Here is a 16821-nt window from a genome sequence, read left to right as displayed (position 1 = left end):
CGCATACGGCTCCCCGGTGCGCGCGCCGCCGCCGAACCGGGGCGCGCGACGGGCCCAACTCGTCCAACAGTGAACGACGTTGACCCGCCGGACCGGCCTCCTCGGCGTTCTGCCAAGATGCCGTACGTCATGGTGCAGATACCGAATACGCCCTCGGCAGCGCTGCCGACCCCGCGCTCGGTCCCCACGAGCGCCGATGTGGCCCGACTGGCCGGCGTCTCCCGTGCGACCGTCTCCTACGTCCTGAACAACACCAGTGCCGTACGGATCAGCGAGCCCACCCGCCGCCGGGTCCACGAGGCCGCCAAGGAACTCGGGTACGTCCCGCACGCGGCCGCCCGCAGTCTGCGCGCCGGCCACAGCCGGATGGTCCTGATGGCCGCCCCGGCCATCCCGATGGGCCCGCTCTACGGCCAGTTCATCACCGACCTCCAGTGGGCGCTCAGCCGCCTCGACTACACGGTCGTCCAGTACGGCACGGCCGGCCTGCGGGCCGACGAAGCGGCCCGCGCCTGGGCCGAGTTGAGGCCGGTGGCCGTACTGGTACCCGGTGCCGGACTCGGTACCGAAGGTGTCGCCGTCCTCAAGCGGGCCGGTGCCCGGGCGGTGGTCACCCTCGGGCCCGAGCGGGTCGACGGCGCGCACGCCCTGCTGATGGACCACGACGCCGTCGGCCGCTGCGCCGGTGCCCACCTGTACGCCCGGGGCCGGCGCCGCATCGGGGTGGTCGTCCCGGAGGAGGCCGGCCTGGAGACCTACTCCCGGCCCCGGCTCGAGGGCGTCCGGCGGGCCCTGTACGGCACCGACGCCACGGTCACCGAGCTGCCGCTCGGGTACACGGAGGAATCGGCGGCCGAACTCGCCTCGCGCTGGCGGGAGTCGGGGATCGACTCGGTGTTCGCCTACAGCGACGAGTACGCGATGCTGTTAATGCGCGCCCTCCAGGACGAGGGCGTACGCATCCCCGAGGACACCGCCGTGGTCGGCGCCGACGACCTGCTGCTTGGCCGGCTGCTGCGGCCCCGGCTCACCACCATCCACATCGAACTGCCCTCCGGCCGCGAACTCGCCGAACTGGTCGACCGCGTGGTGCGTGACCCGGGCGGCGTACCGGAGACGCACGAGGTGCTCGGCGCCTCGGTGGTGCGGCGCGAGTCCAGCTGATGGCTCACGCTGGTCGGGGCGGTGCTTTTCCGGGCGCCTTGACTAGGATGTTGCGCGCTCAACAAAACGGCTCGCGGGCGCCGTGAGCCGCGCAACCCGGTGATCGATCGGAGAGCCGTCATGCCACTGCTCGACCCGAAGACCTGGCAGGCGAGCGTCCTGTCCGGCCTCCAGTACGCCGTCACCGAGCCCGCCACCGGCGACACACTGGGCACGGTCGTCCTGGCCGCCCCCGCGGACGTCGCCCCGGCCGCCGCGGCCGCCCGGGCGGCGCACCTCGAATGGGCTCGAGCACCGCACTTCGTGAGGGCCCAGGTCCTGCGCCGGGCAGGGGACCTGTTCACGGAGCACGCCGACGAACTGCGCGAGTGGATCGTCCGGGAGTCCGGCTCGGTCCCCGGCAAGGCGGACTTCGAACTGCGTGTCGCCGCCCAGGAGTGCTACGAGGCCGCGGCCCTCGCCTCCCGCCCGGTGGGCCAGGTGCTGACCAGCGAGGCTCCCCGGCTGTCGTACACCCGCCGGATCCCGGTCGGCGCGGTCGGCGTGATCGCGCCGTTCAACGCGCCGCTGATCCTGTCCGTCCGCTCGGTGGCGCCCGCCCTCGCGCTGGGCAACGGGGTGGTCCTGAAGCCGGATCCACGCACCGCCGTCTGCGGCGGGCTCTCCCTCGCCGCCGTGTTCGCCGAGGCCGGACTGCCGGAGGGACTGCTGCAGGTGCTGCCGGGCGGGGCCGACGTCGGTGCGGCGCTGGTCGACGACGCGCTGGTACCGGTGATCTCCTTCACCGGATCGACCGCGGCCGGCCGCGCGGTCGGCGAGGCGGCGGGCCGCCGGCTGAAGCGCGCCCACCTCGAACTGGGCGGCAACTCGGCCCTGGTCGTCCTTGGAGGACGCCGACCTCGACGCGGTGATCTCCACGGCCGCCTGGGGCTCCTTCTTCCACCAGGGCCAGATCTGCATGACCACCGGACGGCACCTGGTGCACCGTTCCCTGGTCGAGGAGTACGTCGAACGCCTCGCCGCCAAGGCCGACTCCCTCGCCGTCGGCGACCCGCACCGCGCTCCGGTCCACCTCGGCCCGGTCATCGACGGCGCTCAACTCGCCAAGATCCACGGCCTGGTGGAGGCGAGCACCGCCCGGGGCGCGAGACTCGCCGCCGGCGGCACCCACGAGGACCTCTTCTACCGGCCCACCGTCCTCGCCGGCGTCGACGACCGCACCCCCGCCTACGCCGAGGAGGTCTTCGGGCCGGTCGCGCCCGTCCGCGCCTTCGCCGACCTGGAGGAGGCCGCCGCGCTCGCGGCCGACAGCCCCTACGGTCTCTCCCTCGGCATCGTCACCCGCGACACCGCGCGCGGCCTGGAGCTGGCCGAGCGCATCCCCACCGGCATCGTGCACATCAACGACCAGACCGTGAACGACGAGGCCGTGGCGCCCTTCGGAGGCGTCGCCGCCTCCGGCACCGGGGCGCGCTTCGGCGGCGAGTCCAACCTGGAGGCGTTCACGGACGTGCGCTGGACGACCGTACGCGGGGACGTGGCGCCGTACCCCTTCTAGGGCCGGCCGCACCGACCGGATCGAGCCGAAAGGAATGGCCGCGGTCAGAGATCCTGACCGCGGCCACGTGGTGTTCGCGGGCGGTGGCCCGTCGCTCGGGGCAAGCCGTCACTCGCCCTGCGCGCCGCCCTGCTGCGCCGCGATGCTCTTGCGCACCTCGTCCATGTCCAGCTTGCGGGCCTGGCCGATGACGTCCGTCAGCGCGGCCTCCGGGAGGGCGCCGGGCTGGGCGAAGACGGCGACCTGGTCACGGACGATCATCAGGGTCGGGATCGACTGGATGTCGAAGGCCGCGGCCAGCTCCGGCTGCGCCTCGGTGTCGACCTTCGCGAAGACCAGATCGGGGTTGGCCTCCGCGGCCTTCTCGTAGACCGGCGCGAACATACGGCACGGGCCGCACCACGACGCCCAGAAGTCGATGAGAACGAACTCGTTCTCGCTGACCATCTGGTCGAAGTTCTCCTTGGTGAGTTCCACGGTGCTGCTCATGCGAGTTTCCCTCTTCCTGATGTGGGGGCGCCCCGCTCCGGGACGAACCGTCCGCACAACACGTCCGGCCGGGTGGGTATTCCGGCCACGTACCCGTGTGGCCCCGGCGCACACCACCCGGGAGACTGACCCCATGACGGAAACGGAATCCATCGCTTACGACGTTGTGGTGCTCGGGGCCGGGCCCGTGGGGGAGAACGTGGCCGACCGCACCCGTGCGGCCGGACTCTCCACCGCGATCGTGGAGAGCGAGCTCGTCGGCGGCGAATGCTCGTACTGGGCGTGCATGCCCAGCAAGGCCCTGCTGCGCCCGGTCATCGTCCAGGACGACGCGCGTCGGCTGCCCGGTCTGAGCCAGGCGGTCCAGGGGCCGCTCGACACCTCCGCGGTCCTCGCCCGCCGCAACTACTTCACCTCGGACTGGAAGGACGACGGCCAGGTCGGCTGGCTCGACGGCATCGGCGCCGACCTGTACCGCGGCCACGGCCGGCTCGCCGGACCCCGCACGGTCACCGTGACCGGCGCGGACGGCACGGTCACCACCCTGACCGCCCGGTACGCGGTCGCCGTCGCCACCGGTACCCGCGCCCAGCTGCCCGACCTGCCCGGACTCGCCGAGGTCAAGCCCTGGACCAGCCGTGAGGCCACCAGCGCCCAGGAAGCGCCCGGCCGGCTGATCGTCGTGGGCGGCGGTGTCGTCGCCACCGAGATGGCCACCGCCTGGCAGGCGCTCGGCTCGCGGGTCACCCTGCTCGTCCGCGGCAAGGGTCTGCTCAACCGGATGGAGCCGTTCGCCGGGGAACTCGTCGGCGAGGCCCTCAAGGAGGCCGGCGTCGACGTCCGCACCGGCACCTCGGTGGCGTCGGTGACCCGGGAGGACGGCACGGTCGTGGCCGTGACCGACGCCGGCGACCGCATCGAGGCCGACGAGATCCTCTACGCCACCGGGCGCATTCCGCACACCGACGACATCGGTCTGGAGACCGTCGGCCTGGAACCGGGCTCCTGGCTCACCGCCGACGACACCCTGCTGGTCGAGGGCACCGACTGGCTGTACTCCGTCGGAGACGTCAACCACCGGGCGCTCCTCACCCACCAGGGCAAGTACCAGGCCCGGATCGCGGGCGACACCATCGCCGCCCGGGCCGCGGGCACGCCCCTCCTCGACACCCCCTGGGGCGTCCACGCGGCCACGGCCGACCACCACGCCGTGCCGCAGGTCGTCTTCACCGACCCGGAGGCCGGGGCGGTGGGCCTCTCCCTCGCGGAGGCGGAGCAGGCCGGGTACCGGGTACGGGCCGTCGACGTCGAGTTCTCCTCCGTCGCCGGGGCGGGGCTGTACGCCGACGGCTACAAGGGCCGCGCGCGCATGGTCGTGGACCTGGACGCGGAGATCCTGCGCGGGGTCACCTTCGTGGGCCCGGGCGTGGGCGAACTGGTCCACTCGGCGACGATCGCCGTCGCCGGGCAGGTGCCGGTCAGCCGCCTGTGGCACGCGGTGCCGTCGTATCCGACGCTGAGCGAGGTGTGGCTGCGGCTCCTGGAGGCGTACCGGGGGTGAGACCGAGCGGGCGGGTGACTGCCGGTGGCCGGCCGGGCGACGGGCGCGCCGTGGCCCGTCGCGCGGTTCCCCGCGCCCCTCTTTCCGGCCGAGGCCGGTGGGCGGCGTCGCTCCGGCTCAGGGGAGGTCGAAGCCCAGTTCCGCTGCCGCCGCCGTGGGGGTAGGCGCGGACCAGCGTTCCGTCACCGCCTGCGTGGCGGACAGTGAGCGCGGCTCCGCGCGGTCCAGGTAGAGCAGGCCGTCGAGGTGGTCGGTCTCGTGCTGGACGATCCGGGCCGGCCACCCCGTGAACACCTCGTCGACGGCGCGGCCGTGCTCGTCCTGGCCGCGCAGTCGCACCTCGGCGTGCCGGGCCACCACCGCCTGATAGCCCGGCACGCTCAGGCAGCCCTCGAAGAAGGCGGCACGGGCGCCGCCGACGGGCTCGTAGACCGGGTTGACCAGGACGCGGAACGGCTGCGGGACCCGGCCGCGGGCGACGGCGACCTCCTCGGGCACCGGCGCCGGGTCCTCGATCACCGCGATCCGCAGCGCGATGCCGACCTGGGGCGCGGCCAGCCCCACGCCCGGCGCCGCGTGCATGGTGTCGCGCAGCGCCGCGATGAACCCGGCCAGCAGCCCGGGGCTCAACTGGCCGTCGTAGGGCTCGGTTCCGCGGCGCAGGACCGGGTCGCCGGCCGCGACGATGGGCAACGGTCCGCCGGCGGCGAGGAGTTCCTCGACCCGTACGGCAACGGGGACACGATCACTGGGAGATGCCATCGCGCCAGCATGCCACGACGGTGAAGGTGACGTGGACGAGCCGCATGCGGTGGCGGCGGTCGCGGTGGTGGGCTGGTTCGTGCCCCCGCCCGGGATCCCGCTCGCCGCGTTCGGCGTCGTGGACGTGGCGAGCGGGGAGGTCGCGTACCGCCGAGGGCGGCGGACGTACGGGGGCAGGGGCATCGTGAAGTAGCGTGGTGAGACACGCGACAGCGCGTGTCGTCGCACGCCGACGGGCGTGTCGCACATGCCGACGCCGGAGGGAGACGGGGCTATGGCGCGGGCCCGGCGCGGGCAGGGGGAGCTGGAGGGGCAGGTGCTCGGCGCGTTGCGCGAGGCCGGCGGTCCGGTCACCGCCGCCTGGGTGCAGGAGCGGCTCGGCGGCGACCTCGCCTACACCACCGTGGTGACCATCCTGACCCGGTTGCTCGCCAAGGACGTCGTCGCACGCGAACGCCAGGGCCGTTCCTTCCTGTGGACGCCGACCGCCGACGTGGCCCGGCTCGCCGCCCTGCGGATGCGCCGCCTCCTCGACGGCGAACGGGACCGCGAGGCCGTCCTGGCGAGCTTCGTCACCGTCCTGCCGCCCGGTGACGAACAGGTGCTCAGGGCGCTCCTGGAGAGTGCCGGACCGGGCCGGGTGAAGCGCCGGAACACCCCGCGCACCGAAGGCGGCGGTACGGAGGACTGATCACCCGCCGCCACCCCCTTCTGACGGCCCAGGTACCCCGCCCATCCTTCTGACGGCCCGGGCACGGAAAAGGGCCCCGGGGGAGACCCGGAGCCCTGACCGTTGCGTTCCCCCGCGGGGAGTCACTCCTCGGGGAAGTCGCCCGCCAGCGCCGAGGCGAGACGCAGATGCGGCTTCGCCTCCTCGTGCCTGGCCTGCCGCTGCAGTGTGCGGCCCAGCATCAGGCGGGCGTAGTGCTCCACCGGGTCGCGCTCGATGATCTCGCGCAACTCCGCTTCGGCGCGCCGCAGTTGGGCCGAGTGGTAGTAGGCCCTGGCCAGCAGCAGCCGGGGTCCGGTCTGCTCCGGCACCTCCTCGACCAGCCCGGCGAGCACCCGCGCGGCACCCGCGTAGTCCTTGGCGTCGAAGAACAGCCGGGCCCGTTCCCAGCGCTCGGTGAGAGTCCCCTGGTCGTAGTACGTGGTGTCCACTCGTGACCTCCTTCGAGGCCCCAACCCACCTGGTTGGTTGAATATTCCATCACTCCGGCCGATCGGCTCCGCGGCCCCGAAGTGGTGGTCCGGACCTTTCTTGTTCGACCCTACGAACTTTCTGCGTGATGGGTACACATCACGGGTGGGCTCTGATAGTAAACCTTCCTATCAGTGGATCCCAGTCCACCCCCACCACCTTCTGGAGCCCACGTGAGGCACCCGAACAACCCCACGACGACCCCCGCCCTGACCTCCCGGCGCACCCTGCTCGCCCTGCTGGGCGCATCCGCGGCCGGCGCGGTACTGCTGCGTCCCGGACACGCGTCCGCCGCCACCGACGCGGCGGCCGCGAGCTGCACCGGCCTCGACGACGCGGCGAAGAAGGAGATCGCCATGAAGCTGGTGTCGAGCGCGGAGAACTCCTCGCTCGACTGGAAGGCGCAGTACAAGTACATCGAGGACATCGGCGACGGCCGCGGCTACACCGCCGGGATCATCGGGTTCTGCTCGGGCACCGGCGACATGCTCGACCTGGTGCAGCTCTACACCGACCGCAAGCCCGGCAACGTCCTCGCCAAGTACCTTCCGGCGCTGCGCCGCGTCAACGGCACCGACTCGCACTCGGGCCTCGACCCGAACTTCGCCTCGGACTGGCGCAAGGCCGCGCAGGACACCGCCTTCCAGCAGGCGCAGAACGACGAGCGCGACCGGGTCTACTTCAACCCGGCCGTGTCGCAGGGCAAGACGGACGGGCTGGGCACGCTGGGGCAGTTCGCCTACTACGACGCCATCGTCATGCACGGCGACGGCGACGACCCCACCAGCTTCCGCAACATACGCAAGCGCGCCCTCGGCAAGGCCAAGCCGCCGGCCCAGGGCGGCAACGAGACGACCTACCTCAACGCCTTCCTCGACGCCCGGGTCTGGGCGATGAAGCAGGAGGAGGCGCACAGCGACACCACCCGGGTCGACACCGAGCAGCGGGTCTTCCTCAACAAGGGCAACCTGTGCCTGAACACCCCGCTCGACTGGAAGGTGTACGGGGACAGCTACCACATCGGCTGACCCGTTCCGGGGGGGGGCGGCGGGCTCTCGTACGGCGGTGTCACCGCCGTACGAGAGCCCGCCCGTGTCACGGCCCGTTGCCCGCCCGGCTCCCACGGGCGGGGGTGGGTGGGGAGGTCAGCCCGTGGTCAGATGGTCGGCCAGACCCCGTTTGACCCCGGCGACGAAGGCCGTGATCTCCTCCGGTGTGTAGATCAGCGCGGGGCCCGCCGGATCGGTCGACTGGCGCAGCGCGACCCGTCCGTCGGCGAGTTGCTTCGTCTGCACGCACTGCCCTCCGTTGGGACCGCTCCAGGGGGACTCCCAGCCCTGCTCGCCGAGGTCGGAGGCGGGCATGCCGTTGTACACGTCATGGGCACTGCCGTCGATCATGGTCATGCGTACTCCTTGCGCATGCGGTTCAGGAGCGCCCTGCTCTGCGCGTCGGAGGTCAGCAGGGACATGCGGTTGTGCGCCTCCAGATGGGCGACGACGTCGGAACGCTGGTCCAGGTACATCGCGCCGGAGAGGATCTCGCTGTAGACGACGTCGGGGAGCTCCGGCTCCTCGAAGCGGAAGTAGGTGAACGGCGCGCACGCGCCCACATGGGCGCCGGCGGTGAACGGCACGACGTCGACGCTGATGTGGTCCAGCTCCGAGACCTCCAGGAGTCGTTCGATCTGCGCCCGCATCACCTGGGGGCCGCCCACCACCCGGTGCAGGACGGCCTCCTCCATGACCACCCACAGGGTGGGCGCCTCGGCCCGCTCCAGCAGGGCCTGACGGCGCAGCCGCAGGTTCACACGCCGTTCCAGCTCCTCGTCGCCGTCGTTCGGGAAGCCGCCGCTGAGCACGGCCCGCGCGTACTCGCGGGTCTGCAGCAGCCCCGTGGCGTAGTGCGGCTCGTAGGTGCGCAGGGTCTTGGCCCCGGTCTCCAGGCTGACGTAGGCGCTGAACCAGTTGGGCAGCACGTCACGGTAGGTGTGCCACCAGCCGGGCTCGTTGGCCCGCTCGGCGAAGGCGACGAACTCCTCGGTCTCCTGCCGGTCGGCGCCGTACGTCTCCAGGAGCTTCTCCACGTACAGGGGCTTGAGCGCCACCTCCGCCTTCTCCAGGCGCCGGATGGTCAGGGGAGCGACCCGCAGTGCCCGCGCCGCCTCGTCCAGGGACACACCGGCATCCTGGCGCCGCTCCTGGAGCCTGCGGCCCAGGATCATGCGCAGCACGGTGGGCGCACTGGCGCTGCTCGCGTTCGACCGGCCTTCGCTCACGCCCTACCTCCTGAGGGAACGTCACCGGTACAAGTTTGACAGGCACTTGACGAAGCGACCACACCGACACCGGCAGTCTGAAATTATCAGGGAGTCGGTTGCAGGGTGAACCCGACTGCGCGCATAGTTACTTGAGTAAATCGCGGTTCCGCTCACGGGCAACCGACGCCTCCCGCGTGGACGTTGCTCAGCTCTGCCTGCTCCCCGCCGCAGCCGCCTGACGGAAGGCAACCACGTGCCCCCCCACGCGACCTCCCCGCTCGACCTGTTAGACGTCGTCGACCCCGACCAGGCGCACTGGATCGAGCTGCCCGCGCACCGTTCCAGTGTCAGAGTCGCCCGCCGCTCGGTGAGAGAGCGGCTGGGGGCGTGGGGGATGCCCGGTGAGCTGTGCGAGGACGCGGTGCTGCTCGTGTCCGAGCTGGTCACCAACGCCATCCGCCACACCTTCAGTGTCCGCATCCTGTGTGGCATGGGCATGATCACAGAGGGCTGCCTCCGGCTGGAGGTGCACGACCACGACTACTCGCGGCGGGGCCTGCTCCGGCGCGAGCCCGGCCCCGACGACGAGGGCGGCCGGGGACTGCTGCTCGTCGAGGAACTCGCGGACTCCTGGGGCGTCGACCGGTCCCGGCTCACCAGCGGCCACGCCGTGTGGGCCACACTGACGCCCTGACGCAGGCGCCGGGCACACCCAGGACCCAGGGGGACGGTCCGGGTGTGCCGGACGGGTGAGGGGGGACTCGCCCGTCACGGCTCCGCGCGACACCGCGGAGCCGGCGCCCGCCCCGGTGAGCACGCTCGCCCCGCTTGGGGGAGGGCGACCGTGCTCACCGGGGCACCTCCATGACCGTCCGAGTGACCGCGCGAGCCGGCCCCGGTGGCCCCGGCCGGGGTTGCCGCGCGGCCCCGGATCCCGCTCGTTCCGGAGCGGGATCCGGGCCGGCCGCCGGATCCCGGCGCGGACGGCGCGGGCCGGTTCCCCCTTTACTCCACCCGGAGGACGGCCGTGTCCGCCCCGGCGCACGGGGCGCGGCGCCGCGGGGGCCGGGTTTCGGCCGCGCCGAGTGCCGCGACCGGCCGGAACGGCGTCGCGACGGGGTGTATCGGACGGCCCCGCGCCCGCATGACCCGGCCCGGTACGGGGCATTCGGCAGTCATGAAAGACGCGCCTGTGGTGGTGCAGCCGCCGGGCACCGACGGTGGCAGGCGGGTGACCATTCGCGGAGAGTACGTCGGCACCGCGTATCACCTGCTCGACGTCGTCGAGTTCCTGCGTCGGGCCGGGCTGCCCGAGGCCAATACGACGGTCGACGACCCGGATCTGATCGAGTGGCGCGGCATGGACCCGAAGGCCTGGACGGCCGCCGGCTGATCCTGCCCCGCCCCGCCGCCGTGACGAGGCCCGTCCAGGGCCGCGCCCCGGCCCGCCGGCGTGCCCGCGCGACCACGCAGCCCTCCGTCGCAGCGGCCGGCCATCGCCACCGGGTTCCGTGAGCCTGGTCCGGGTGCCTGGTCCGGGTGCCGGGTGCCGGGTGCCGGGTGCCGGGTGCCGCGAGCCGTGAGCCTGTTCCGTGTGCCGGGCGTCAGGTGATGGGCGACAGGTGACGGGGGGACTGGTGATGGGGGACAGGTGACGGGGCGGAGTGATCGCCCGTGGTGGCGGTGCCCCGAGGTGGGCCGGCGATCAAGAGGCCCGCCTGCCGAGTCCCCGCCCCTCCGCCGTGCTGCGGCTCCCGTCCCGCGGGCCTGTGGTTGCTTCCGGTTGGGGGACCGCCATGTGGGTGAACCGGGCCCTGCCCGTCCCCGCCGGAATCCCAGGATCTGCGGGCTGACGCGTCGTTCCGGCCGGATCCGCGCCCCAAGGACACAAGTGGCAGACGTAGATCTCCCTGGACAAACTGAATCCGCCGGTTGGTGATCAGGAACATCCACGTCCTCCAGGAGATCGCATGGTGGAACAGTCCTCCGAGGTCGTTTCGGAGCCGGATGAATCCGTCGTCGCGCTGAGCGGCACCGGTCACCGGGACGAGGAGACCGAGCGGCGGCTCGCGCAGGCGCTGGCCGAACTGCTGGGCGCCGAGAGCGTTCCCGCAGACCGCCACTTCTTCACCGACCTGGGTGCCAACTCCCTGGTCATGGCCCAGTTCTGCGCACGAATACGCAAGGCCGAGGATCTGCCCTCCCCGTCCATGAAGGACATCTACCAGCACCCCACGATCCGCAGCCTCACCGCCGCGCTCGGGACCCCCGCCCCCGCCCCAGCCGCTCCGGCGACGGCTCCGCCCCCCACGGCACCCCCGCCGCCGGCTGCGGACCCGCGCGTGAAGCAGCTGACGCACCTGCTCTGCGGAACCGTCCAACTGCTGGTCTTCCTCGGCTATTCGATGGTCTCCGGCTACGCCACCGCGACGGGGTACGAGTGGATCGCCGCCGGTTCGGGTCCGGTCGACGTCTATCTGCGGTCGATGGCGTTCGGAAGCGCGGCCTTCGTGATGATGTGCGCCTTCCCGGTCGCCGCGAAATGGCTGCTCGTCGGCCGCTGGCGGCCCGGTGAGTTCCCCGTCTGGGGCCTGGAGTACCTGCGCTTCTGGCTCGTCAAGGTACTCATTCACGCCAATCCGATGGTCCTGCTCGCCGGAACCCCGCTGTTCGTCCTCTACCTCCGGGCCCTCGGCGCACGGATCGGCAAGGGGGTCACGATCCTCTCCCGCACGATCCCGGTCTGCACCGACCTCCTGACGATCGGCGCGGACACGGTGATCCGCAAGGACACCTACCTCCTCTGCTACCGGGCGCACGCCGGACACATCCAGACCGGCCGGATCACCCTCGGCGCGAACGTCTTCGTCGGCGAGAAGACCGTCCTGGACATCGACACCGCCATGGGTGACGGCGCCCAGCTGGGGCACTCCTCCGCCCTGTACCGCGGGCAGTCGGTCCCGGCCGGCGAACACTGGCACGGGTCCCCGGCGGAACCCACCCGGGTCGACTACGCCAGGGTCGCGCCGGCCCCCTGCGGCACCCTGCGCCGGGCCTGGTTCGGCCTGGGCACCCTGACGCAGATGTTCGTCCTCTACATCCCGCTGCTCGTCGGCGGTATGTACATGCTCTTCACCGGGGTACCGGCGATCGGCAGGCGACTCGACCCGCAGTCGGTCTCGCTGAGCCCCTCGGAGCTGGTCCCCGACGCCCTGGTCCTGTCCAGCGTCCTCTTCTTCGGGTTCGTGGTCCTCGGGCTGCTGACCCTGTGCACCGTCCCGCGGCTGGTGGCCAGGGTCCTCAAGCCCGACACGGTCTATCCGCTCTACGGATTCCACTACGTCCTGCAGCGGACCACGGCCCGCATGACGAACATCAAGTTCTTCACCTGGCTGTTCGGCGACAGCTCGTACATCGTCCCCTACCTGCGCGGCATCGGGTACAACCTGTCACGCGTCGAGCAGACCGGCTCCAACTTCGGCACCGAGCTGCAGCACGAGTCGCCTCTGCTGGTCACCGTCGGCAGCGGGACGATGGTCGCCGACGGCCTGTCCGTCCTGAACGCCGACTTCTCCAGCACCTCGTTCCGGCTGTCCAGGGTGACGATCGGACCGAACAACTTCCTGGGCAACAACATCGCCTACCCGGCCGGGGGCAGGACGGGCGCGAACTGCCTGCTGGCGACCAAGGTGATGGTCCCCCTGGACGGCGAGGTGCGCGAAGGCGTCGGCCTCCTCGGCTCACCGAGCTTCGAGATCCCCCGCACGGTGGACCGCGACACCCGCTTCGACCACCTGCGGACCGGCGACACCTTCCGCCGCCGGCTCGCCGCGAAGAACCGTCACAACTTCGTCACCCTGACGGGCATGCTTCTCGCGCGCTGGCTGCTCACCTTCGCCCTCACCCTGTTCGGACTCGCCTCCGTGGACATGTACGGCGTGGTCGGTCACGTGGTCATCGGCGGCTACCTCGCCTTCACGCTCCTCTTCTCCACCGCGTACTGGGTCCTGCTGGAGCGCTGCATCGGAAGGTTCCGGGCGCTGCGCCCGCGGCTCTGCTCCATCTACGACCCGTACTTCTGGTGGCACGAGCGGCTGTGGAAGGTCCCGGACCACTATCTGAACCTCTTCAACGGCACCCCGTTCAAGGCCCTGGTCTGGCGGCTGCTGGGCGTCCGCATCGGCAGCAGGGTGTTCGACGACGGCGTCTACATCACCGAGCGGACCCTGAGCGCCATCGGTGACGAGTGCACCCTCAACGCCGGCAGCAAGATCCAGTGCCATTCGCAGGAGGACGGCACCTTCAAGTCCGACGTCACCGCGCTCGGCGCCGACTGCACCCTCGGTGTCGGCTCCCACGTGCACTACGGCGTGACCATGGGCGACGGCTCGGTGCTCGCGCCCGACGCCTTCCTCATGAAGGGCGAGGAAGTCCCCCCGAACGCACAGTGGGGCGGCAATCCCGCCGTCGACATGCCGGAGAGCGGTAACCGGACCGGCGTCGCCCGCCGGACCACGTCCATAGCCAACGTCGCCTCGGCGAACGTGAGTTGAGGAAGGCCATTCGATGGGATCGCGCGTGGAATCCGACCGGGACTTCTGGAGCCGCACACTGACGGCAGGCGGTGTCAGCACCGTGCCGCGGTGGGCGCCGAACCCGGCGCAGGGGACGGCCGAGCACGAGATACCCGTGCCGGACGACACGGCCCTGGCGGTGCGTTCACTGGCCGGGCGACGGCGGCTGCCGGTAGGCGCGCCGATGCTGGCCGCGCACCTGAAGGTGCTGGCCGTGCTCTCCGGCGAACCCGAGGTGGTCACCGGGTACACGACCGGCGACGGCGAGCCGCTCCCCTGCCGGATGTCCGTTCCCGCCGGCTCCTGGACGGACCTGCTCACCGCCGCCCACGAGGCCGAGACGCAGGTGCTGGCCCACCGCGACTTCCCGGTGGCCGAACTGCGGCGCGAACTCGCGGTGACCGAGCCGTCGTACGAGGTCGTGTTCGGGCCGGCGACGGCCGCGCCGGCCCCTGACGAGGGTGTCCTGCACGTGCGCTGGTCCGAGCGGGACGGGCGGCTGGCGCTGCTCCTGCGCTACCGCACGGACGTCCTCGACGACCGGGCCGCCGCCCGCATCGGCGGCTACCACCTGACCGCGCTGCGGCTGATGACCGCGCAGCCCGACGCCGACCACGGCCGGGCGAGCCTGCTCTCCGCCGAGGAGCGACGCGAACAGCTCGAGGACCTCGCCGGGCCCGACCGTGCGCTGCCCGACCTGCGCGCCCACGAACTGTTCGAGCAGCACGCCCGGGCCCACCCGCAGACGGTGGCCGCCGTCCACGGCGAGGAGCAGTGGACGTACGGCGAACTCGACCGGCGGGCCAACCGGCTGGCGCGCGCACTGCTGGCCAGGGGGCTGGGCCGGGAGGACGTCGTCGCCGTCGTCACCGAGCGCAACCTCGACTGGCTGGCGGCCGTCCTCGCGGTGTTCAAGGCCGGCGGCACCTACCTCCCGATCGAACCGCACTTCCCGGCCGGCCGGATCGCGGCGACGCTGTCCCGGGCGCGGTGCCGGCTGGTGCTCACGGAGACCGGGAGCACCGACACCCTGGACGAGGCGCTGGCCGACCTGGACGGCCTCGAGAAGCTTCTGACGGAGACCGCGTACGCCGAGTCGCACGCCGACGACGCCCCCGGCGTCCGCGTCGACGCCGACCAGCTCGCCTACATCTACTTCACCTCCGGCTCCACCGGCGAGCCCAAGGGCGCGATGTGCGAGCACGCGGGCATGCTCAACCACCTCCACGCCAAGATCGACGACCTGTCGATCGGCGAGACGACCGTGGTGGCGCAGACCGCCCCGCAGTGCTTCGACATCTCCCTGTGGCAGCTCGTCGCCCCGCTGCTGGTCGGCGGCCGGACCCTGCTGGTGGAACAGGACGTGATCACCGACGTGGAGCGGTTCGTCGGCACCCTGGAACGCCACCGGGTGGGCGTGGCACAGCTCGTGCCGTCGTACCTGGAGGTCGTCGTCTCCTATCTGGAGCGGCACCCGCGGATGCTTCCCGACCTGCGCTGCGTGTCGGTGACCGGTGAGGCGCTCAAACGGGAGCTGGTCCAGCGCTGGTTCACGGTCAAGCCGGGCATCGAACTGCTCAACGCCTACGGGCTGACCGAGACGTCGGACGACACCAACCACGAGCTCCTCCGCGAGGTGCCGGAACGGGTCCTGCTGGGGCGGGCCGTCAACAACGTCCGCGTCCATGTCGTCGACGAGAAGCTGTCGTTGGTACCGCTGGGCGCCCCCGGACTGATCGCCTTCTCCGGTGTCTGCGTGGGCCGCGGGTACGTCAACGACCCCGAACGCACCCGGGAGTCGTACCGCACGGACCCCTACCGGCCCGGCGAGCGGCTCTACCTCGGCGGTGACTGGGGCCGCTGGCACCCCGGCGGCAAACTGGAGTTCCTCGGCCGCCGGGACAGCCAGGTCAAGATCCGGGGCTTCCGGATCGAGATCGGCGAGATCGAGAACTGCCTGCTGCGGGCCGACGGCGTGCGGGACGGAGCCGTGGTCGTCGCCGAACGCAGTGGCGGCGGCAAGCAGCTGATCGCCTTCTACGCCGGCGACGAGCAGGAACCCGAGACCCTCCGCGGGACGCTCGGCGCGGACCTGCCCGGCTACATGGTGCCGTCGGCCTTCCACTGGCGGGAGAGCCTGCCGCTGACCGCCAACGGGAAGATCGACCGCAAGGCCCTGACCGCCCTGGCCGAGCAGTCCGCGCCCGACACGGAGCCCGCGGACGACGACACCGCCCCGCTCAGCCCGACCGAACGGCGGCTGGCCGCCGCCTGGGCCGAACTCCTGGGCGTGCCCGAGCGGCGGATCGGCCGCACGGAGCACTTCTTCGACGCCGGCGGCACCTCCCTGACCGCGGTCAAGCTCAGCATCGCCCTGGACCGCGCGGTGACCCTCAAGGACATCACCCGGCACCCGGTCCTCGCGGACCTGGCCGCCCTCCTCGACGGCACGGCCCGCCAGCGCCCCGAACTGCTGCTGCCCCTGTCGGGCACCGGCCGGGCCTCGGAATGCACCCTGGTGTGCTTCCCGTACGCGGGCGGCAACGCCGTCAACTACCAGCCGATGGCGAGCGCCCTGGCGGGCAGCGGCCTGCCGGTCCTCGCGGTGGACCTGCCGGGCCACAACCTGGCCGCGCCGCCCGAGCCGTTCGAGACCATCGAGCAGGTGGCCGAGCGGACCGTCGCCGAGATCACGGCCCGCGGTCTCACCCGGGTCGTCCTGTGGGGCCACTCCTCGGGAACGGCCGCGGCCGTCGAGACCGCCCGCAGACTCCAGGACCGGGGCGTGCAGGTGGCCCGGATCTTCCTCGGCGCGCAACTCCTCGGCACCGCCGCCGAACGGTTCGCCGCGATCGTCGAACTGACCGGCAGGAGCGACGCCGAGATCGCCGAGCGGCTGACCGGCGAGGGCGGCTACGCCGAACTCGTCGAACTCAACGCGCCGCACGCCGAACACATCGCCGCCGCCTACCGGCACGACTGCGTCGCCGCGCACCGCTACTTCCACCAGGCACTGGAAGCCCCGCCGACGGTGAGACTGACCGCGCCGGTCTCGGTGGTGGTCGCCGCCGACGACCCGCACACCGCCGGCCACGCCCAGCGCCACCGCGACTGGCAGCTCCTGGCCGACCATGTCGAACTCCATGAACTCGCCGACGGGGGACACCACTTCCTTCGTACCCGTCCGGCCGAGACGGCGCAGGCCGTTCTGAACAGCGTCCTTCCCCTCGCCTCCTCCTGACCTCCGTCACC

At 72.0% G+C, this 16821-nt stretch carries 14 protein-coding genes and 1 pseudogene; 10 read left to right on the top strand and 5 right to left on the bottom strand.

Annotated elements, in window-relative coordinates:
- The first annotated feature begins 117 nt into the window (after nt 1-117).
- Nucleotides 118-1164, top strand: a complete 1047-nt coding sequence (locus tag ACFY3I_RS09285) for a LacI family DNA-binding transcriptional regulator (protein WP_390860062.1) — start codon at nt 118-120, stop codon at nt 1162-1164.
- A 120-nt stretch (nt 1165-1284) separates the two neighbouring features.
- Nucleotides 1285-2722 (top strand): annotated as a pseudogene (locus ACFY3I_RS09280) (aldehyde dehydrogenase family protein).
- 108 nt (nt 2723-2830) lie between these two features.
- Here the strand turns inward: ACFY3I_RS09280 and trxA are convergent.
- Nucleotides 2831-3211 (bottom strand): thioredoxin, encoded by a 381-nt coding sequence (trxA, locus tag ACFY3I_RS09275; RefSeq protein WP_365286075.1) that lies wholly within the window; start codon nt 3209-3211, stop codon nt 2831-2833.
- Between the two features lie 133 nt (nt 3212-3344).
- Between trxA and ACFY3I_RS09270 the strand changes: the two genes are divergently transcribed.
- Complete coding sequence (locus ACFY3I_RS09270) at nt 3345-4772, top strand: dihydrolipoyl dehydrogenase family protein (RefSeq protein WP_390860061.1); 1428 nt, start codon at nt 3345-3347, stop codon at nt 4770-4772.
- Between the two features lie 117 nt (nt 4773-4889).
- Here ACFY3I_RS09270 and ACFY3I_RS09265 read toward each other — a convergent pair whose 3' ends face one another.
- Nucleotides 4890-5534: a peptide deformylase gene (locus tag ACFY3I_RS09265; protein WP_365286071.1), complete on the bottom strand. Its 645-nt coding sequence runs from the start codon at nt 5532-5534 to the stop codon at nt 4890-4892.
- Nucleotides 5535-5565: 31 nt separating this feature from the next.
- On the opposite strand from ACFY3I_RS09265, the gene ACFY3I_RS09260 reads away from it, so the two are divergent.
- Complete coding sequence (locus tag ACFY3I_RS09260; RefSeq protein ID WP_390860060.1) at nt 5566-5727, top strand: hypothetical protein; 162 nt, start codon at nt 5566-5568, stop codon at nt 5725-5727.
- Between the two features lie 81 nt (nt 5728-5808).
- A complete protein-coding gene (locus ACFY3I_RS09255) occupies nt 5809-6225 on the top strand; it encodes a BlaI/MecI/CopY family transcriptional regulator (RefSeq protein ID WP_390860059.1) in 417 nt (138 codons plus the stop codon).
- A gap of 122 nt (nt 6226-6347) precedes the next feature.
- Here ACFY3I_RS09255 and ACFY3I_RS09250 read toward each other — a convergent pair whose 3' ends face one another.
- A complete protein-coding gene (locus tag ACFY3I_RS09250) occupies nt 6348-6695 on the bottom strand; it encodes a tetratricopeptide repeat protein (RefSeq protein WP_390860058.1) in 348 nt (115 codons plus the stop codon).
- 213 nt (nt 6696-6908) lie between these two features.
- Between ACFY3I_RS09250 and ACFY3I_RS09245 the strand changes: the two genes are divergently transcribed.
- The gene (locus ACFY3I_RS09245; RefSeq protein ID WP_365286065.1) at nt 6909-7763 is read left to right on the top strand and encodes a chitosanase; all 855 of its coding nucleotides are present in this window, start codon (nt 6909-6911) and stop codon (nt 7761-7763) included.
- A 117-nt stretch (nt 7764-7880) separates the two neighbouring features.
- Here ACFY3I_RS09245 and ACFY3I_RS09240 read toward each other — a convergent pair whose 3' ends face one another.
- Both ACFY3I_RS09240 and ACFY3I_RS09235 read right to left on the bottom strand, forming a co-directional pair.
- The gene (locus tag ACFY3I_RS09240) at nt 7881-8141 is read right to left on the bottom strand and encodes a DUF397 domain-containing protein (protein WP_365286063.1); all 261 of its coding nucleotides are present in this window, start codon (nt 8139-8141) and stop codon (nt 7881-7883) included.
- Complete coding sequence (locus ACFY3I_RS09235; RefSeq protein WP_390860057.1) at nt 8138-9013, bottom strand: helix-turn-helix domain-containing protein; 876 nt, start codon at nt 9011-9013, stop codon at nt 8138-8140. The genes ACFY3I_RS09240 and ACFY3I_RS09235 overlap by 4 nt, the downstream gene beginning before the upstream one ends.
- A 235-nt stretch (nt 9014-9248) precedes the next feature.
- On the opposite strand from ACFY3I_RS09235, the gene ACFY3I_RS09230 reads away from it, so the two are divergent.
- The 4 genes from ACFY3I_RS09230 to ACFY3I_RS09215 all read left to right on the top strand — a co-directional run bounded on the left by ACFY3I_RS09230 (nt 9249) and on the right by ACFY3I_RS09215 (nt 16810).
- Nucleotides 9249-9689: an ATP-binding protein gene (locus ACFY3I_RS09230; protein WP_365286059.1), complete on the top strand. Its 441-nt coding sequence runs from the start codon at nt 9249-9251 to the stop codon at nt 9687-9689.
- A gap of 537 nt (nt 9690-10226) precedes the next feature.
- Nucleotides 10227-10388: a hypothetical protein gene (locus tag ACFY3I_RS09225; protein ID WP_390860056.1), complete on the top strand. Its 162-nt coding sequence runs from the start codon at nt 10227-10229 to the stop codon at nt 10386-10388.
- A gap of 577 nt (nt 10389-10965) precedes the next feature.
- Nucleotides 10966-13548 carry a Pls/PosA family non-ribosomal peptide synthetase gene (locus ACFY3I_RS09220; protein ID WP_390860055.1) on the top strand — a complete coding sequence of 861 codons (2583 nt, stop codon included), beginning with the start codon at nt 10966-10968 and terminating at the stop codon, nt 13546-13548.
- Nucleotides 13549-13561: 13 nt separating this feature from the next.
- Nucleotides 13562-16810, top strand: a complete 3249-nt coding sequence (locus ACFY3I_RS09215) for an amino acid adenylation domain-containing protein (RefSeq protein ID WP_390860054.1) — start codon at nt 13562-13564, stop codon at nt 16808-16810.
- The last annotated feature ends 11 nt before the right edge of the window (nt 16811-16821 follow it).

Source organism: Streptomyces sp. NPDC001068 (assembly GCF_042897315.1).
Lineage (GTDB): Bacteria > Actinomycetota > Actinomycetes > Streptomycetales > Streptomycetaceae > Streptomyces.
This window is presented reverse-complemented; position numbering and strand designations above follow the sequence as displayed.

Coding starts and splice junctions, on each gene's coding strand:
- ACFY3I_RS09220 (WP_390860055.1), top strand. CDS start 10,966: ATGGTGGAACAGTCCTCCGAGGTCGTTTCGGAGCCGGATGAATCCGTC.
- ACFY3I_RS09270 (WP_390860061.1), top strand. CDS start 3,345: ATGACGGAAACGGAATCCATCGCTTACGACGTTGTGGTGCTCGGGGCC.
- ACFY3I_RS09285 (WP_390860062.1), top strand. CDS start 118: ATGCCGTACGTCATGGTGCAGATACCGAATACGCCCTCGGCAGCGCTG.
- ACFY3I_RS09240 (WP_365286063.1), bottom strand. CDS start 8,141: ATGACCATGATCGACGGCAGTGCCCATGACGTGTACAACGGCATGCCC.
- trxA (WP_365286075.1), bottom strand. CDS start 3,211: ATGAGCAGCACCGTGGAACTCACCAAGGAGAACTTCGACCAGATGGTC.
- ACFY3I_RS09255 (WP_390860059.1), top strand. CDS start 5,809: ATGGCGCGGGCCCGGCGCGGGCAGGGGGAGCTGGAGGGGCAGGTGCTC.
- ACFY3I_RS09215 (WP_390860054.1), top strand. CDS start 13,562: ATGGGATCGCGCGTGGAATCCGACCGGGACTTCTGGAGCCGCACACTG.
- ACFY3I_RS09265 (WP_365286071.1), bottom strand. CDS start 5,534: ATGGCATCTCCCAGTGATCGTGTCCCCGTTGCCGTACGGGTCGAGGAA.